Below are 14492 nucleotides of genomic sequence, written 5' to 3' on the forward strand. Positions count from 1 at the left end.
GTCAGCCCCTTGGCAGGGCCGAGCGCGGCGGCAAGCGGTCGTCAAGGGACCACGCGCTGGGTTCAGTCCTTCTTGACTTCCTTGACTTCGGCGTCAACGACGTTGTCGTCAGCGGCTGCTGCACCGGCCGAGGCGCCTGCTGCACCGGCCGCGGCGGCGGCTGCTGCTGCCTCGGGGCCGCTGGCTGCCTGCGCATCGGCGTACATCTTCTCGCCGAGCTTCTGGCTGGCCGTCATCAGCGCCGTGGTCTTGGCGTCGATGGCGTCCTTGTCCTCGCCCTTCAGGGCCTCTTCCAGGTCCTTGACGGCGCTCTCGATGGCGGTCTTCTCGCCAGCGTCGAGCTTGTCGCCATGCTCGCCCAGGCTCTTCTTGACGCTGTGCACGGCAGCTTCGCCCTGGTTGCGGGCCTGGACCAGTTCCAGCTTCTTCTTGTCGTCGGCTGCGTTCAGCTCGGCGTCCTTCACCATCTTCTGGATCTCGTCCTCGGACAGGCCCGAGTTCGCCTTGATGGTGATCTTGTTTTCCTTGCCCGATGCCTTGTCCTTGGCGGACACGTTCAGGATGCCGTTGGCGTCGATGTCAAAGGCCACTTCGATCTGCGGCACGCCACGCGCTGCGGGCGGAATGCCTTCGAGGTTGAACTCGCCCAGCATCTTGTTGCCCGAAGCCATCTCGCGCTCACCCTGGAACACCTTGATGGTCACGGCCGGCTGGTTGTCGTCGGCCGTCGAGAAGGTCTGCGCGAACTTCGTCGGGATGGTCGTGTTCTTGGTGATCATCTTGGTCATCACGCCACCCAGCGTCTCGATGCCCAGCGACAGCGGCGTCACGTCCAGCAGCAGCACGTCCTTGCGGTCGCCCGACAGAACCTGGCCCTGCACGGCGGCGCCCACGGCCACGGCTTCGTCGGGGTTCACGTCCTTGCGGGGTTCCTTGCCGAAGAATTCCTTGACCTTCTCCTGCACCTTGGGCATGCGGGACATGCCGCCGACCAGGATCACGTCATCGATGTCGGACACGGACACGCCTGCGTCCTTGATGGCCGTGCGGCAGGGCGCAATGGTGCGCTCGATCAGGTCTTCGACCAGGCTTTCCAGCTTGGAGCGGGTCAGCTTGATGTTCAGGTGCTTGGGACCCGAGGCATCGGCCGTGATGTAGGGCAGGTTGATGTCGGTCTGGGCCGAGTTCGACAGCTCGATCTTGGCCTTCTCGGCGGCTTCCTTCAGGCGCTGCAGGGCCAGCACGTCCTTGGCCAGATCAACGCCCTGGTCCTTCTTGAACTCGGTGATGATGTAGTCGATGATGCGCTGGTCGAAGTCTTCGCCGCCCAGGAACGTGTCGCCGTTGGTGGACAGCACTTCGAACTGCTTTTCGCCGTCCACATCGGCGATTTCGATGATGGACACGTCAAACGTGCCGCCGCCCAGGTCATACACCGCGATCTTGCGGTCGCCCTTGTCGATCTTGTCCAGGCCGAAGGCCAGCGCAGCTGCCGTGGGCTCGTTGATGATGCGCTTGACTTCCAGGCCGGCGATGCGGCCGGCATCCTTGGTGGCCTGGCGCTGGGCGTCGTTGAAGTACGCGGGCACGGTGATCACGGCCTCGGTCACGGGCTCGCCCAGGTAGTCCTCGGCGGTCTTCTTCATCTTGCGCAGCACTTCGGCGGAAATCTGCGGCGGGGCCAGCTTCTGGCCGCGCACTTCCACCCAGGCGTCGCCGTTGTCGGCACGCGAGATGGTGTAGGGCATCAGGTCGATGTCCTTTTGCACTTCCTTCTCGTCGAATTTGCGGCCGATCAGGCGCTTGGCGGCGTAGATGGTGTTGCGGGGGTTGGTGACGGCCTGGCGCTTGGCCGAGGCGCCGACGAGGATCTCGCCGTCTTCCTGGTAGGCAATGATCGAAGGCGTGGTGCGTGCACCTTCGCTGTTCTCGATCACGCGCGTGGTGTTGCCGTCCATGATGGCCACGCAGCTGTTGGTGGTGCCCAGGTCAATACCGATGATTTTTCCCATTTTGAGTTCTCTCCGCGTTCTGTGAAATGTTTGAATGACTGCTAACTTGTGGCCGGCAGGCGCTGCTTCAAGGGGCTTTGCCTCTTTTTTGTCAGCGATGCCGTGAGCGCACGCTTACTGGGGCTGGGCCACGGTCACGAGGGCCGGGCGCAGGATACGGTCGGCAATCAGGTAGCCCTTTTGCAGCACCGACACCACGGTGTTGGCTTCCTGCTGGGCAGGCACCATGCTGATGGCCTGGTGCAGGTTGGGGTCGAATTTCTCGCCGGCTGCCGGGTTGATGGTCACGACCTTGTTGCGCTCCAGGGCCGAGGTCAGCTGGCGCAGCGTGGCGTCGGCGCCTTCGCGCAGCTGCTCCGGCGTGGCCTGCTGGATGGCCAGTGCGGCATCCAGGCTGTCGCAGACGGGCAGCAGGCTTTCGGCAAAGCTCTCGATGCTGAACTTGCGGGCCTTGGACACTTCGTCTTCCGCGCGGCGGCGCACATTCTCTGCCTCGGCCTTGGCGCGCAGGAACTGGTCAGCCAGCTCGGCGCTCTTGGCCTTGAGTTCGGCCAGCTCGGCCTGCAGGCGCTGCAGCTCGTCGGCGGCGTTGGCCGCCATGGCGGCTTCGATTTCTTCCGGGGCTGCGTCTTGAAAGGGGTTGGAGTTTTGTTCGGACATGGATGGAGACTTCAGCTACAAAACAAAAAGATCGCCGCGCTGGAGGCCAGACTTGGCGATTGCACGATCTTGAATCGAGATGCGAGCGGATCGGTGTATTTTCAAGGGCTTTGTGCCTGTGCATGCGCACTGCAGGTGCACACGGTGGGGGCAAAAGCCGGGCGAAGGGGCAAAAGCCCCACACGAATCCGGGGTCTCGGGCAGTGCGGAGTGTACAGATGGAAGAGGGCTGCGCTAGAATCCAATGCTTTGCCTTGCCGCACCGCTACAAGACGCAGTGGGCGGCGTTTTCCCAAAAGGAGTCGATATGCGTCATTACGAAATCGTTTTGTTGATCCACCCGGATCAGAGCGAGCAGGTTCCCGCCATGCTGGAACGCTACAAGGGCATGATCACCGCTGGCGGTGGCAAGGTCCATCGCGAAGAAGACTGGGGCCGTCGCCAACTGGCTTACATGATCAACAAGCTCGCCAAGGCCCACTACCTGTGCCTGAACATCGAAGCCGACCAGGCTGTGATGGCTGAGCTGGAGCATGCCTTCAAGTTCAACGATGCCGTGCTGCGTCACCTGACGGTTCAGAAGAAGAAGGCCGACACTGCGCCTTCCTCGATGATGAAGACCGTCGAGCGTGAAGAAGCCCGCAAGGCCAGCCAGACCGAACAGGCCTGAGCCCAGCCCTTTCAGAACCTGAAGGAGTGGAGAACCACGTTGCACTGACGGCCGCCATCGCAGAGCTTCAAGCACTGCGCTACACGCCGGCAGGGCTGCCCGCCCTTGAACTGCGACTCGAACACGCGTCGCGGCAAAAGGAAGCAGGAAGCGAACGCAGCGTGACGGCATCTGTCAAGGCGGTGGCCTTTGGCGCGCTGGCTGAAAAGCTGGCCCGCCAGGCGCTCGGCAGCCAGTGGAAGTTCCAAGGCTTCCTGGCAACGCCCCGCAACGGCAAATTGCTGGTTTTCCACATCCAGGACATTCAACAAAACTAATTTTCAAGAGGTCCAGAAATGGCCACGTTCAAGAAATTCAACAAGGACAAGCGCCCCAAGCGCAACACGCAGTCGCTGCTGTTCAAGCGCAAGCGCTTCTGCCGCTTCACCGTCGCCGGCGTCGAAGAAATCGACTACAAGGATGTGGACACCCTGCGTGACTTCATCGGTGAAAACGGCAAGATCGTGCCCGCTCGCCTGACCGGCACGCGCGCCATCTACCAGCGTCAGCTGAACACGGCCATCAAGCGCGCCCGCTTCCTGGCTCTGGTTCCTTACTCTGACCAGCACAAGATCTAAGGAATACAACCATGCAAGTCATTCTGCTCGACAAGGTTGTGAACCTCGGTGGCCTCGGCGACATCGTCAAGGTCAAAGACGGCTACGCCCGCAACTTCCTGATCCCCACGGGCGCTGCCCGTCGTGCCACGGCTTCCGCCAAGGCCGAGTTCGAAGCCAAGCGCGTCGAACTGGAAAAGCAAGCGGCTGAAAAGCTGGCTGCCGCTCAGCAACTGGGCGAAAAGCTCAACGGCGCAAACGTCAAGCTGACCCAGAAGGCTGGCGTTGACGGCCGCCTGTTCGGTTCGGTGACCAACGCCGACATCGCCGAAGAACTGACCAAGGCCGGCTTTGCCGTTGCCAAGTCGCAAGTTCGCCTGGTCAACGGTCCCATCAAGACCGTGGGCGACGCCACCGTGGTCGTGGCACTGCACACCGACGTCAGCGTCGAAGTGACGGTGTCGGTCTACGGCGACCACTCCTGATCCGGGGCTTGTCCCGTATCACCAAAAAGCCGCCTTAGGGCGGCTTTTTGCTTTGCCGTGCCAGGGTGATGACGCCGGGTGGCGCGGCCTTTTGCCAGCCGCTACGATGGCGGGCTCATCTCCAGGAATTCCATGTCGTCCGTAATGCCCCCGCTCGATCTCGATGATGCGTTCGCACCGCTGCCTGCTGGCGACCAGCAGGTGGCCCAGTTGCGCGTGCCGCCGCATTCGATGGAGTCCGAGTCCAGCGTTCTAGGGGGGCTGCTGCTGGACAACAACGCCTGGGAGCGTGTTGGTGATCTGCTGGTGGATGGTGATTTCTACCGCCATGAGCACAAGCTGATCTACGAGGCCATTGGCAAGCTGATCAACGGCAGCAAGCCGGCCGACGTGATCACGGTCTACGAGCATTTGCAGAGCATGGGCAAGGCCGAGGAAATCGGCGGCCTGCTGTACCTGAACCAGCTGGCGCAGTACGTGCCCAGCGCCACCAACATCCGGCGCTATGCGGAGATCGTGCGGGAGCGCTCCATCCTGCGCAAACTGGTGACCGCCAGCGACGACATCGCCACCAATGCCTTCAATCCGCAGGGCAAGACGGTCGATCGCATTCTGGACGAGGCCGAGCAGAAGATCCTGGCCATCGGCGAGGAGGGTGCGCGCAACAAGCAGGGCTTCCAGTCGCTCGACACGCTGGTGGTGGACCTGCTGGACCGTGTCCAGGAGATGGCCGACAACCCCATGGACGTGACCGGCGTGCCCACTGGTTTCGTCGATCTGGACCGCATGACCAGCGGCCTGCAGGCCGGTGACCTGGTGGTGCTGGCTGCCCGTCCCTCGATGGGCAAGACCTCGTTTGCGGTGAATATCGCCGAGCATGTGGCGCTCAACGAGGGCCTGCCGGTCGCCATTTTCTCGATGGAAATGGGCGCGGCCCAGCTGGCGGTTCGTATCGTCGGCTCCATCGGCCGCGTCAACCAGGGCAATCTGCGCACGGGCAAGCTCAACGACGACGAGTGGCCGCGCCTGACGGAAGCCATCGAGCGACTGCGCACGGTGTCCCTGCACATCGACGAGACACCGGGCCTGTCCCCCACGGAACTGCGCGCCAATGCGCGGCGCCTGGCGCGCACCTGCGGCAAGCTGGGCCTGATCGTGGTGGACTATTTGCAGCTGATGAGCGGCTCGGGCTCGGCTGCCAGTTCCGACAACCGTGCGACCGAGCTGGGCGAGATTTCGCGGGGCCTGAAAATGCTGGCCAAGGAACTGCAGTGCCCGGTGATTGCCCTGTCCCAGCTCAACCGCTCGGTGGAGCAGCGCACCGACAAGCGTCCCATGATGTCCGACCTGCGCGAATCGGGCGCCATCGAGCAGGATGCCGACATCATCATGTTCATCTACCGTGATGACTACTACAACAAGGACAGCAAGGAGCCGAACATTGCCGAAGTCATCATCGGCAAGCAGCGTAACGGTCCCACGGGAACGGTGAAGGTGTTCTTCCAGAAGAACCAGACGCGCTTCGAGAACCTGGCCGTGGGCTACGGTGGCGGCGACGAGTACTGATCGGGATACCCGGGCTTTGTGCCCGCAATGAAAAACGGCCCCGAGGGGCCGTTTGCTTTGGGTGGTTGGCGATCTACATGCGCCAGACCTGGATCAGCAGGCCCGCCACGCAGACGCCAAGGATGGCGCATGCCCAGGCCAGCCGCTGGGCGCCCGTGCGCAGTGCGCCCACGGTGGCCACGATCTGGGCGTTCTGCTCGGCCAGCTTTTCGATCAACTCCAGCGACTGGCGCTGGGATTGTTCCAGTTGCACGATGCGTGCGTCCTGGGCCTGGATCAGCTGCAGCGCCTGTTCGCCAGCCGAGCGCGGCGGTGCCAGCGGCTCGACGGCCGCAGGATGCTGTGCATCGAGCTCCTGCGCAGCGTCCTTCTTGCGCAGCAGGTTCTTGGCGGCCTTGACGACCTGGGGCGTGGCCTCGATGACATCGCCCCAGGGCACCAGCTTCAATGCGGTGATCCAGCTGATCGCCATGGCTTAGAGCACCTCGCTGGCGAAGTCTGCCAGGCGTGAACGCTCGCCGCGCGCCAGCGTGATGTGGCCGCTGTGCGGCCAGCCCTTGAAGCGGTCCACGGCGTAGGTCAGGCCCGAGGAGCCTTCGGTCAGGTAGGGCGTATCGATCTGCGCCAGATTGCCCATGCAGATGATCTTGGTGCCGGGGCCGGCGCGCGTGATCAGGGTCTTCATCTGCTTGGGCGTCAGGTTCTGGGCCTCGTCGATGATGACGTACTTGTTCAGGAAGGTGCGGCCGCGCATGAAGTTCATGCTCTTGATCTTGATGCGGCTGCGGATCAGCTCATTGGTGGCCGCGCGGCCCCATTCGCCGGCATTGCCGCCATCGCCCTTGGCCAGGAATTCGAGGTTGTCGTCGAGGGCTCCCATCCAGGGACCCATCTTCTCTTCCTCGGTGCCGGGCAGGAAGCCGATGTCCTCGCCCACGCTCACCGTGGCGCGCGTCATGATGATCTCGGTGTAGCGGCGGTCGTCCAGCACCTGGGACAGGCCGGCAGCCAGGGCCAGCAGGGTCTTGCCGGTGCCGGCCGTACCGGTCAGCGTGACCAGGTCGATGTCCGGGTTCATCAGCAGGTTCATCGCGAAGTTCTGTTCGCGGTTGCGTGCCGTGACGCCCCAGACGGCGTACTTGGGATTGCCGAAGTCCTTGAGCGTCTTGAGTACGGCCGTCTTGTCGCGGATCTCGGTCACGCGCATGAACAGGCTGGGCTCGCCCGGAGCCTCGTGGTAGACGAACTGGTTGATCATCAGCTGGTCGACGATGGCGCCGCTGATGCGGTAGTAGGTGATGGCGCCTTCCTGCCAGCTCTCGACGTTCTTGCCCGCCTTGGCCCAGAAGTCCTGGGGCAGGGCCAGGGCACCTGCGTACAGCAGGTCGCCGTCGTCCAGAACCTTGTCGTTCTGATAGTCCTCGGCCGCCAGGCCCAGCGCGCGTGCCTTGACGCGCATGTTGATGTCCTTGGACACCAGCACGACTTCGCGCTCGCTGAACTTCTTGCGCAGCGCGGCGACCACGCCCAGGATCTGGTTGTCCGCCTTGCCCTGGGGCAGGCTGTCGGGCAGCGAGGTCTCCAGCGGTTCCGTCTGGAAATACAGCATTCCCGTGGCGCTGCGCTGGCCCGTGGCATTCAGCGGCAGGCCCTTGTCCAGCGTTTCGGAGGGCTGGGAGGCGACCAGCGAATCCAGCGTGCGACTGACCTGGCGGCCGTTGCGCGCCACTTCGGTCATGCCCTTCTTGTGGCCGTCGAGTTCTTCCAGCACCACCATGGGCAGGAAGATGTCGTGTTCCTCGAAGCGGAACAGGCTGGTCGGGTCGTGCAGCAGCACGTTGGTGTCGAGCACGAACAGCGTCTTCGGCCCTGTGCGAGTGCGGCGCGGGCGAACCGGCGCTGCCAGCAGTGCTGCCGGCTTGGCTTCAGTGGAGGACCTTTTTGCCGAGCGGGCGCTGGACGGCGCTGCCGTTGCGTTGGAATTGTCGGTTGCGCGGCGCTGCCGATTGGCAGGGGCTGCAGTCGCGGGCGCAGGAGCCGGTGCCGGTGCCGGTGATGCGGGCTTGGTGTTGCGGCCGCGCGCCGGTGCGGGCTTTGCGGCTGTGGCGGTGTTGTTGGAGGCGGCAGCGGGGGCCGGCTTGCGCTTGCGCGTCGCGGCGGCAGCTACGGCCTCGGCTGCATCGGGAAGATCGTCAGCGGGCAGGGGGTCTGCGTGCTGGGCACCGCGCACGGGAAGAAAGGCTTCGGGGGAGAGCTTGGCGGCACGGCGGCCGGGTGCGGGGGGCAGGGGCATAGTGGACGAACCGTTCCTCAACAGGGATCAAAAAGCACAAAGCCGCCTGGAAACCGAGGCGGCTTTGGTGGGGTGACAGGGAAAAGCGTCTTTGCTAAGAGGCATCGTCCCATTATGCATAGGCTGATGGCCTGAATATGTCGGCCGGCGCTTTGTCGCCTGTCAGATTGTCGCTATCAGGCGGCTTGCTTCAGTGCCTTCAGGGTCTTGACAGCCTTGAGCACCTCGTCAACGTGGCCGGGGACCTTCAGGCCGCGCCATTCCTGCACCAGCAGGCCATCGGTGCCCACCAGGAAGGTGGAGCGCTCGATGCCCTTCACCTTCTTGCCGTACATGATCTTGTTCTTGACCACGCCGAACATGTGGCACATCTTCTCTTCCGTGTCGGCGATGAGCTCGAACGGCAGTTCCAGCTTTTCCTTGAAGTCGTCGTGCGACTTCATGTTGTCGCGCGAGACGCCAAACACGGTGGCACCAGCTTTCACGAAGTCCTTGTACTTGTCGCGGAACTGCATGGCTTCAGTGGTGCAGCCAGGCGTATTGTCCTTTGGGTAGAAATACAGGATCAGAATCTGGCCCGTGTGGGAGGTGTTGGTCACCTTGATCCCGCCGGTAGCGTTGGCTTCAAATTCGGGAAGGGGTTTGTTGACAACGATCGCCATGCGCTTATATCTCTCGGGTGTAGTCGTTGAAATGCCGAGGGCCGTGTTTGTGTTTTTGCTTTTATCGGAAATGCCCCCAACCGCAACCTGCAATTTTACCCTGAAAACGGGATTTCACCCAATCAGGGGGGCAGGAGTCTACTCCAAGAGTAGGGCCGCGACGACGTTACGGCCTTCGCTGGCAAGGATGTTGTAGGTGCGACACGCGGCCTGCGTGTCCATGCTTTCCAGGCCTATGCGCCGGGCCATGAGGGGGCGCAGCCAGGCCGCCGGCGGGAAGCGGTTGCGCTGGCCGCTGCCCAGGATGATGACCTCGGCATCCAGTTGGGACAGCGCCTCGAAATGCTCGGGCGTCAGGTCCTCGAAGCGGACGCAGTCCCAGGCCTGGCGCAGGCCCTTGGCGCCTACCAGCAGGCTGTGCTCGAATCTTTCCCTGTCCACGGCGACCCAGCCGGGGCCATAGCCCGTGATGCTCTGTGCTTCGGATTTGTCGGCGTGGAATTTCATGGATGAGGGTGGCGCGGTCTGCGCGATGGGGGTGGCCGCCACATGGCCGGGGCCAGGGCGATGCTGCATTGCGGAACTGTGGTCAAATTATAGGTTTCACCAGGGTGCATGGGGCACTTTGGCGTGCATGAAGGCCGCAAGCCCGCGCCGGCCACTTTCATATTCTCAGCATGAAAACCGTTCTCAAATCCGCAAAACTAGCCAACGTCTGTTATGACATCCGCGGGCCCATCATGGACGCGGCGAAGAAGATGGAAGAGGACGGGCAGAAGATCATCAAGCTCAATATCGGCAACCTGGCCGTGTTCGGCTTCGATGCCCCCGAGGAAGTGCAGCAGGACATGATCCGCAACCTGCCCAATTCGGCAGGCTACTCGGACAGCAAGGGCATCTTCGCGGCGCGCAAGGCCGTGATGCACGAGACCCAGCGCCAGGGCATCCTGGGCGTGACGCTGGACGATATCTACCTGGGCAATGGCGCATCCGAGCTGATCAGCCTGGCCACGAACGCGCTGCTGGACGACGGCGACGAGATGCTGCTGCCGGCGCCCGACTATCCGCTGTGGACCGCCGTCACCAGCCTGTCGGGCGGCACGCCCGTGCACTATATGTGTGACGAGTCCAACGGCTGGATGCCCGACTTGGACGACATCCGCGCCAAGATCACGCCGCGCACCAAGGGCATCGTCGTCATCAATCCCAACAACCCCACGGGCGCCCTGTACAGCAAGCAGCTGCTGCAAAGCATCGTGGCGCTGGCCCGCGAGCATGGGCTGGTGATCTTTGCCGATGAGGTCTATGACAAGGTGCTGTACGACGATGTCGTGCACACGCCGCTCGCCAGCCTGTCCACCGATGTGCTGACGCTGACCTTCAACTCGCTGTCCAAGGCCTATCGCAGTTGCGGCTACCGCGCCGGCTGGATGGTGGTCTCGGGCGACAAGAAGGCGGCCCGGGACTATATCGAGGGCCTGAACATGCTCTCCAACATGCGCCTGTGCGCCAATGTGCCCGGCCAATGGGCCGTGCAGACGGCGCTGGGCGGCCACCAGAGCATCGACGAGCTGGTGCAGGAGGGCGGCCGACTGCGCGTGCAGCGCGATCTGGCCCACAAGCTGATCACCGAAATCCCCGGCGTGAGCTGCGTCAAGCCGCAAGCCGCGCTGTACATGTTCCCGCGCCTGGACCCCGAGATCTACCCGATCAAGGATGACCAGGCGTTCTTCCTGGAAGTGCTGCAAGAGACCAAGGTCATGCTGGTGCAGGGAACAGGCTTCAACTGGCCGCACCCCGACCATTTCCGCATCGTCTTCCTGCCGCACGACACCGACCTGCGCGAGGCCATCCGCCGTCTCGCAGTGTTCCTCGAGAAATACCGCAAGCGCCACGGCACGGACCGCGGCTGAGCTGTGCGGGCCGGTGGAGGAGAGGGCCTTCCGCCGGCCATTGCTTTTTACCGGCTGCCGGCGCGCACCCTCTGGGCGCCGCAGCGTTTTTTGACTGGCAAGTAGTTTATGAAACCGATCCAAGTAGGCCTTCTGGGCATTGGCACCGTGGGCAGCGGCACCTTCAACGTGCTGCAGCGCAATCAGGAAGAGATCCGCCGCCGTGCGGGCCGCGGTATTGAGATTGCCATGGTGGCCGACCTGGATACGGAACGCGCCCGCTCCGTCGTGGGCGACACGGCCAAGGTGGTCGGCGATGCGCGCGAGATCATCGCCAACCCCGAGATCGACGTGGTGATCGAGCTGATCGGCGGCTACGGCATTGCCAAGGCCCTGGTGCTGGAAGCCATTGCCGCCGGCAAGCATGTGGTCACGGCCAACAAGGCCCTGCTGGCCGTGCATGGCAGCGAAATCTTCAAGGCTGCCGCCGAGAAGGGCGTGATGGTGGCCTACGAAGCGGCCGTGGCCGGTGGCATTCCCATCATCAAGGCGCTGCGCGAAGGCCTGACGGCCAACCAGATCCAGTGGGTGGCCGGCATCATCAACGGCACGACCAACTTCATCCTGTCCGAAATGCGCGACAAGGGCCTGGACTTCGACGTGGTGCTCAAGGAAGCCCAGCGCCTGGGCTATGCCGAAGCCGATCCGACCTTCGACATCGAAGGCGTGGACGCCGCCCACAAGGTCACGCTGATGAGCGCCATCGCCTTCGGCATTCCCGTGCAGTTCGACAAGGCGCATGTGGAAGGCATCACCAAGCTGTCTGCGGCCGACATCAAGTACGCCGAGCAACTGGGCTACCGCATCAAGCTGCTGGGCATCACCAAGCGCACGGACAAGGGCATCGAGCTGCGCGTGCACCCCAGCCTGGTGCCGACCAAGCGCCTGATCGCGAACGTGGAAGGCGCGATGAACGCCGTCGTCGTCCATGGCGATGCCGTGGGCACCACGCTGTACTACGGCAAGGGCGCGGGCTCCGAGCCCACGGCCAGCGCCGTGATCGCCGACCTGGTGGACATCGCCCGCCTGCACACGGCCGACCCCGAGCACCGCGTGCCCCCGCTGGCCTTCCAGTCGAACACGCTGGTCGCCGCAGGTGGCGAGCTGCCCGTGCTGCCCATGAGCGAGGTGGTCACCAGCTACTACCTGCGCATCCGCGTGGCCGACGAAGCCGGTGTGCTGGCCAAGATCACCAGCATCCTCGCGGGCATGGGCATCAGCATCGACGCCCTGCTGCAGCGGGAGGCCGGCGAAGTGAGCGGCGACAGCGAAGGCAGCCAGGGCGTGCCGCAGACCGACCTGATCATCCTGACCCATGCCACGCGCGAAGGCGATATGGACACGGCCCTGGCCCAGATCCAGCAACTGCCCACGGTGCTGGCCCCTATCAACCGCATCCGCAAGGAAGAGTTGAACTAAGACACCCCCTGAGCGGCTGCGCCGCTTCCCCCTCTCTCGCACGCGGGAGGGGGACGACGCCCTCGCTGCGGGGCGGCCCTTGCTCGGCATCCCTGGCATCGGCCGCGCCCCGTCTCACAGAATACTGACGAGGAAGCGACATGCTTTATCTTTCCACGCGCGGCCACGCGGACCGCAAGCGCTTTTGCGACATCCTGCTCGAGGGCCTGGCGCCCGATGGCGGGCTGTACCTGCCCGAGCACTATCCGCAGATCGATGCCGCCCGCCTGGGCGAGCTGCGCAGCATCTACAAGGAGCAGGGCTACGCGGCCCTGGCCTTCGAGATCCTGAGCCTGTACATCGACGACATCCCGGCCGAGGATCTGCGCGCCCTGTGCGCCAAGACCTATACGCAGCAGGTGTTCGGCACGGCCGAGATCACGCCGCTGCGCGCGCTGGAAGACGGCCTGTGGCTCGAAGCCCTGTCCAACGGCCCCACGCTGGCCTTCAAGGACATGGCCATGCAGCTGCTGGGCAACCTGTTCGAGTACGAACTGGGCCGCCGTGGCGAGGAACTGAACATCCTGGGTGCCACCAGTGGCGATACCGGCAGCGCGGCCGAGTACGCCATGCGCGGCAAGCAGGGTGTGCGCGTGTTCATGACCAGCCCGCGCGGCCGCATGAGCCCTTTCCAGCAGGCCCAGATGTTCAGCCTGCAGGATGCCAACATCCACAACATCGCCATCGAGGGCGTGTTCGACGACTGCCAGGACATCGTCAAGGCCGTCTCCAACGACCACGCCTTCAAGGCGAAGTACAAGATCGGCACGGTCAACTCGATCAACTGGGCCCGCCTGCTGGCCCAGGTCGTCTACTACTTCGCCGGTTACCTGCAGGCCACGCAGAGCAATGACCAGAAGGTCAGCTTCACGGTGCCCAGCGGCAACTTCGGCAACATCTGCGCCGGCCATGTGGCGCGCCAGATGGGCCTGCCGATCGCACGCCTGGTGGTGGCGACCAACGAGAACGATGTGCTCGACGAGTTCTTCCGCACGGGCGCCTACGTGGTGCGCGGCAGCGAACATACCTACGAGACATCAAGCCCCTCGATGGACATCTCCAAGGCCAGCAACTTCGAGCGCTTCGTGTTCGACCTGCTGGGCCGTGATGGCCAGGCCACGCGCGAATTGTTCGCCGAGGGCGTGGCACGCCAGGGCCGCTTCGACCTGGGCGGCAACCCGCTGTTCCAGGAAGCTGCTGCCCGCTACGGCTTTGTCAGCGGCAAGAGCACGCATGCCGACCGCCTGGCCACCATCCGCGATACCTTCGAGCGCTTCGGCACCATGATCGACACGCACACGGCCGACGGCGTCAAGGTGGCGCGCGAGCAGCTGCAGGCCGGCGTGCCCATGATCGTGCTGGAGACGGCACTGCCCATCAAGTTCGCCGCCACCATCGAGGAAGCCCTGGGCCGCCTGCCCGATCGCCCGGCCAAGTTCGAAGGCATCGAGGACCTGCCCAAGCGCGTGACCGACTTGCCGGCCGACGCCGAGCAGGTCAAGGCCTATATCGCCCGGCATTGCGACTGATGCGGCAGCCGGGCTGCCCAAAGGTCCGCAGCAGGAGGGCATGGCGATGAAGGTCATAGGCTTCGCCGGCTACTCTGGCTCGGGCAAGACCAGCCTGGTGGAGCCCCTGATCACGCTGATGCGTGCGCAGGGGCTCAGCGTTTCGGTGGTCAAGCATGCCCACCACCATTTCGATGTCGATCATGAGGGCAAGGACAGCTGGCGCCACCGCAAGGCGGGCGCCTATGAAGTGGTGCTGGCCTCGGATCGCCGTCTGGCGCTGATGCGCGAATTCCCCCGTCCCACGGAGCTGTCGGTGCACGACATGCTGGCCGAACTCGATCCGCGCGTGGATTGGGTGCTGGTCGAAGGCTTCAAGCACGCCGACCTGCCCAAGATAGAGATCTGGCGCGAACAGCCCGAGCGCGCCAGCGCCGGCAAGACCCAGGCGCCGCTGTATCCGCACGACCCCCATGTGCTGGCCATTGCGACCGACGCACCGCAGCGCTTGCCAGAGCCGCCACGCCAGCCCGTGCTCGATCTCAATGCGCCAGGGCAGATACTGCAATGGCTGCTGGAGCATGCGCAGCAACTGCGCTACCGTGCCCCAGGCCTCCCTCGAAATTAGGA

Annotated in this window: 15 protein-coding genes; 9 read left to right on the top strand and 6 right to left on the bottom strand. The window is 63.8% G+C overall.

Annotated elements, in window-relative coordinates:
* Nucleotides 1-62 precede the first annotated feature (62 nt).
* Nucleotides 63-2012 carry a molecular chaperone DnaK gene (gene dnaK, locus DELCS14_RS06950; RefSeq protein ID WP_013801021.1) on the bottom strand — a complete coding sequence of 650 codons (1950 nt, stop codon included), beginning with the start codon at nt 2010-2012 and terminating at the stop codon, nt 63-65.
* Nucleotides 2013-2126: 114 nt separating this feature from the next.
* On the bottom strand, nt 2127-2672 hold the full coding sequence (gene grpE / locus DELCS14_RS06955; RefSeq protein ID WP_013801022.1) for a nucleotide exchange factor GrpE: 546 nt from the start codon (nt 2670-2672) through the stop codon (nt 2127-2129).
* Nucleotides 2673-2979: 307 nt separating this feature from the next.
* Here grpE and rpsF point away from each other — a divergent pair, with 307 nt between their 5' ends.
* From rpsF to dnaB, 5 genes are all read left to right on the top strand, one after another.
* On the top strand, nt 2980-3342 hold the full coding sequence (rpsF, locus tag DELCS14_RS06960) for a 30S ribosomal protein S6 (RefSeq protein WP_012207028.1): 363 nt from the start codon (nt 2980-2982) through the stop codon (nt 3340-3342).
* A 26-nt stretch (nt 3343-3368) separates the two neighbouring features.
* Nucleotides 3369-3659: a primosomal replication protein N gene (gene priB / locus DELCS14_RS06965; RefSeq protein WP_012207027.1), complete on the top strand. Its 291-nt coding sequence runs from the start codon at nt 3369-3371 to the stop codon at nt 3657-3659.
* An 18-nt stretch (nt 3660-3677) separates the two neighbouring features.
* Nucleotides 3678-3959, top strand: a complete 282-nt coding sequence (gene rpsR / locus DELCS14_RS06970; protein ID WP_012207026.1) for a 30S ribosomal protein S18 — start codon at nt 3678-3680, stop codon at nt 3957-3959.
* A gap of 11 nt (nt 3960-3970) precedes the next feature.
* Nucleotides 3971-4423, top strand: a complete 453-nt coding sequence (rplI, locus tag DELCS14_RS06975; RefSeq protein WP_013801023.1) for a 50S ribosomal protein L9 — start codon at nt 3971-3973, stop codon at nt 4421-4423.
* Nucleotides 4424-4555: 132 nt separating this feature from the next.
* A complete protein-coding gene (gene dnaB, locus DELCS14_RS06980) occupies nt 4556-5989 on the top strand; it encodes a replicative DNA helicase (protein WP_012207024.1) in 1434 nt (477 codons plus the stop codon).
* A 73-nt stretch (nt 5990-6062) separates the two neighbouring features.
* On the opposite strand, the gene DELCS14_RS06985 is transcribed toward dnaB, so the two are convergent.
* The 4 genes from DELCS14_RS06985 to DELCS14_RS07000 form a co-directional block, all read right to left on the bottom strand.
* Entirely contained in the window at nt 6063-6461 is a 399-nt protein-coding gene (locus tag DELCS14_RS06985) for a hypothetical protein (RefSeq protein ID WP_013801024.1), read from the bottom strand.
* A 3-nt stretch (nt 6462-6464) separates the two neighbouring features.
* Complete coding sequence (locus DELCS14_RS06990) at nt 6465-8282, bottom strand: PhoH family protein (RefSeq protein WP_013801025.1); 1818 nt, start codon at nt 8280-8282, stop codon at nt 6465-6467.
* A gap of 176 nt (nt 8283-8458) precedes the next feature.
* Nucleotides 8459-8944 carry a peroxiredoxin gene (locus DELCS14_RS06995; protein ID WP_013801026.1) on the bottom strand — a complete coding sequence of 162 codons (486 nt, stop codon included), beginning with the start codon at nt 8942-8944 and terminating at the stop codon, nt 8459-8461.
* A gap of 138 nt (nt 8945-9082) precedes the next feature.
* Entirely contained in the window at nt 9083-9451 is a 369-nt protein-coding gene (locus DELCS14_RS07000) for an Mth938-like domain-containing protein (RefSeq protein WP_043796605.1), read from the bottom strand.
* Nucleotides 9452-9621: 170 nt separating this feature from the next.
* Between DELCS14_RS07000 and DELCS14_RS07005 the strand changes: the two genes are divergently transcribed.
* The 4 genes from DELCS14_RS07005 to mobB all read left to right on the top strand — a co-directional run bounded on the left by DELCS14_RS07005 (nt 9622) and on the right by mobB (nt 14490).
* Complete coding sequence (locus DELCS14_RS07005; protein ID WP_013801028.1) at nt 9622-10857, top strand: pyridoxal phosphate-dependent aminotransferase; 1236 nt, start codon at nt 9622-9624, stop codon at nt 10855-10857.
* Between the two features lie 108 nt (nt 10858-10965).
* Nucleotides 10966-12315, top strand: a complete 1350-nt coding sequence (locus DELCS14_RS07010) for a homoserine dehydrogenase (RefSeq protein ID WP_012207018.1) — start codon at nt 10966-10968, stop codon at nt 12313-12315.
* Nucleotides 12316-12455: 140 nt separating this feature from the next.
* The gene (thrC, locus tag DELCS14_RS07015; protein WP_013801029.1) at nt 12456-13883 is read left to right on the top strand and encodes a threonine synthase; all 1428 of its coding nucleotides are present in this window, start codon (nt 12456-12458) and stop codon (nt 13881-13883) included.
* Nucleotides 13884-13929: 46 nt separating this feature from the next.
* The gene (gene mobB, locus DELCS14_RS07020) at nt 13930-14490 is read left to right on the top strand and encodes a molybdopterin-guanine dinucleotide biosynthesis protein B (RefSeq protein WP_013801030.1); all 561 of its coding nucleotides are present in this window, start codon (nt 13930-13932) and stop codon (nt 14488-14490) included.
* Nucleotides 14491-14492 lie beyond the last annotated feature (2 nt).

Origin of the sequence: Delftia sp. Cs1-4, assembly GCF_000214395.1 — a bacterium.
Taxonomy (GTDB): domain Bacteria; phylum Pseudomonadota; class Gammaproteobacteria; order Burkholderiales; family Burkholderiaceae_C; genus Comamonas; species Comamonas acidovorans.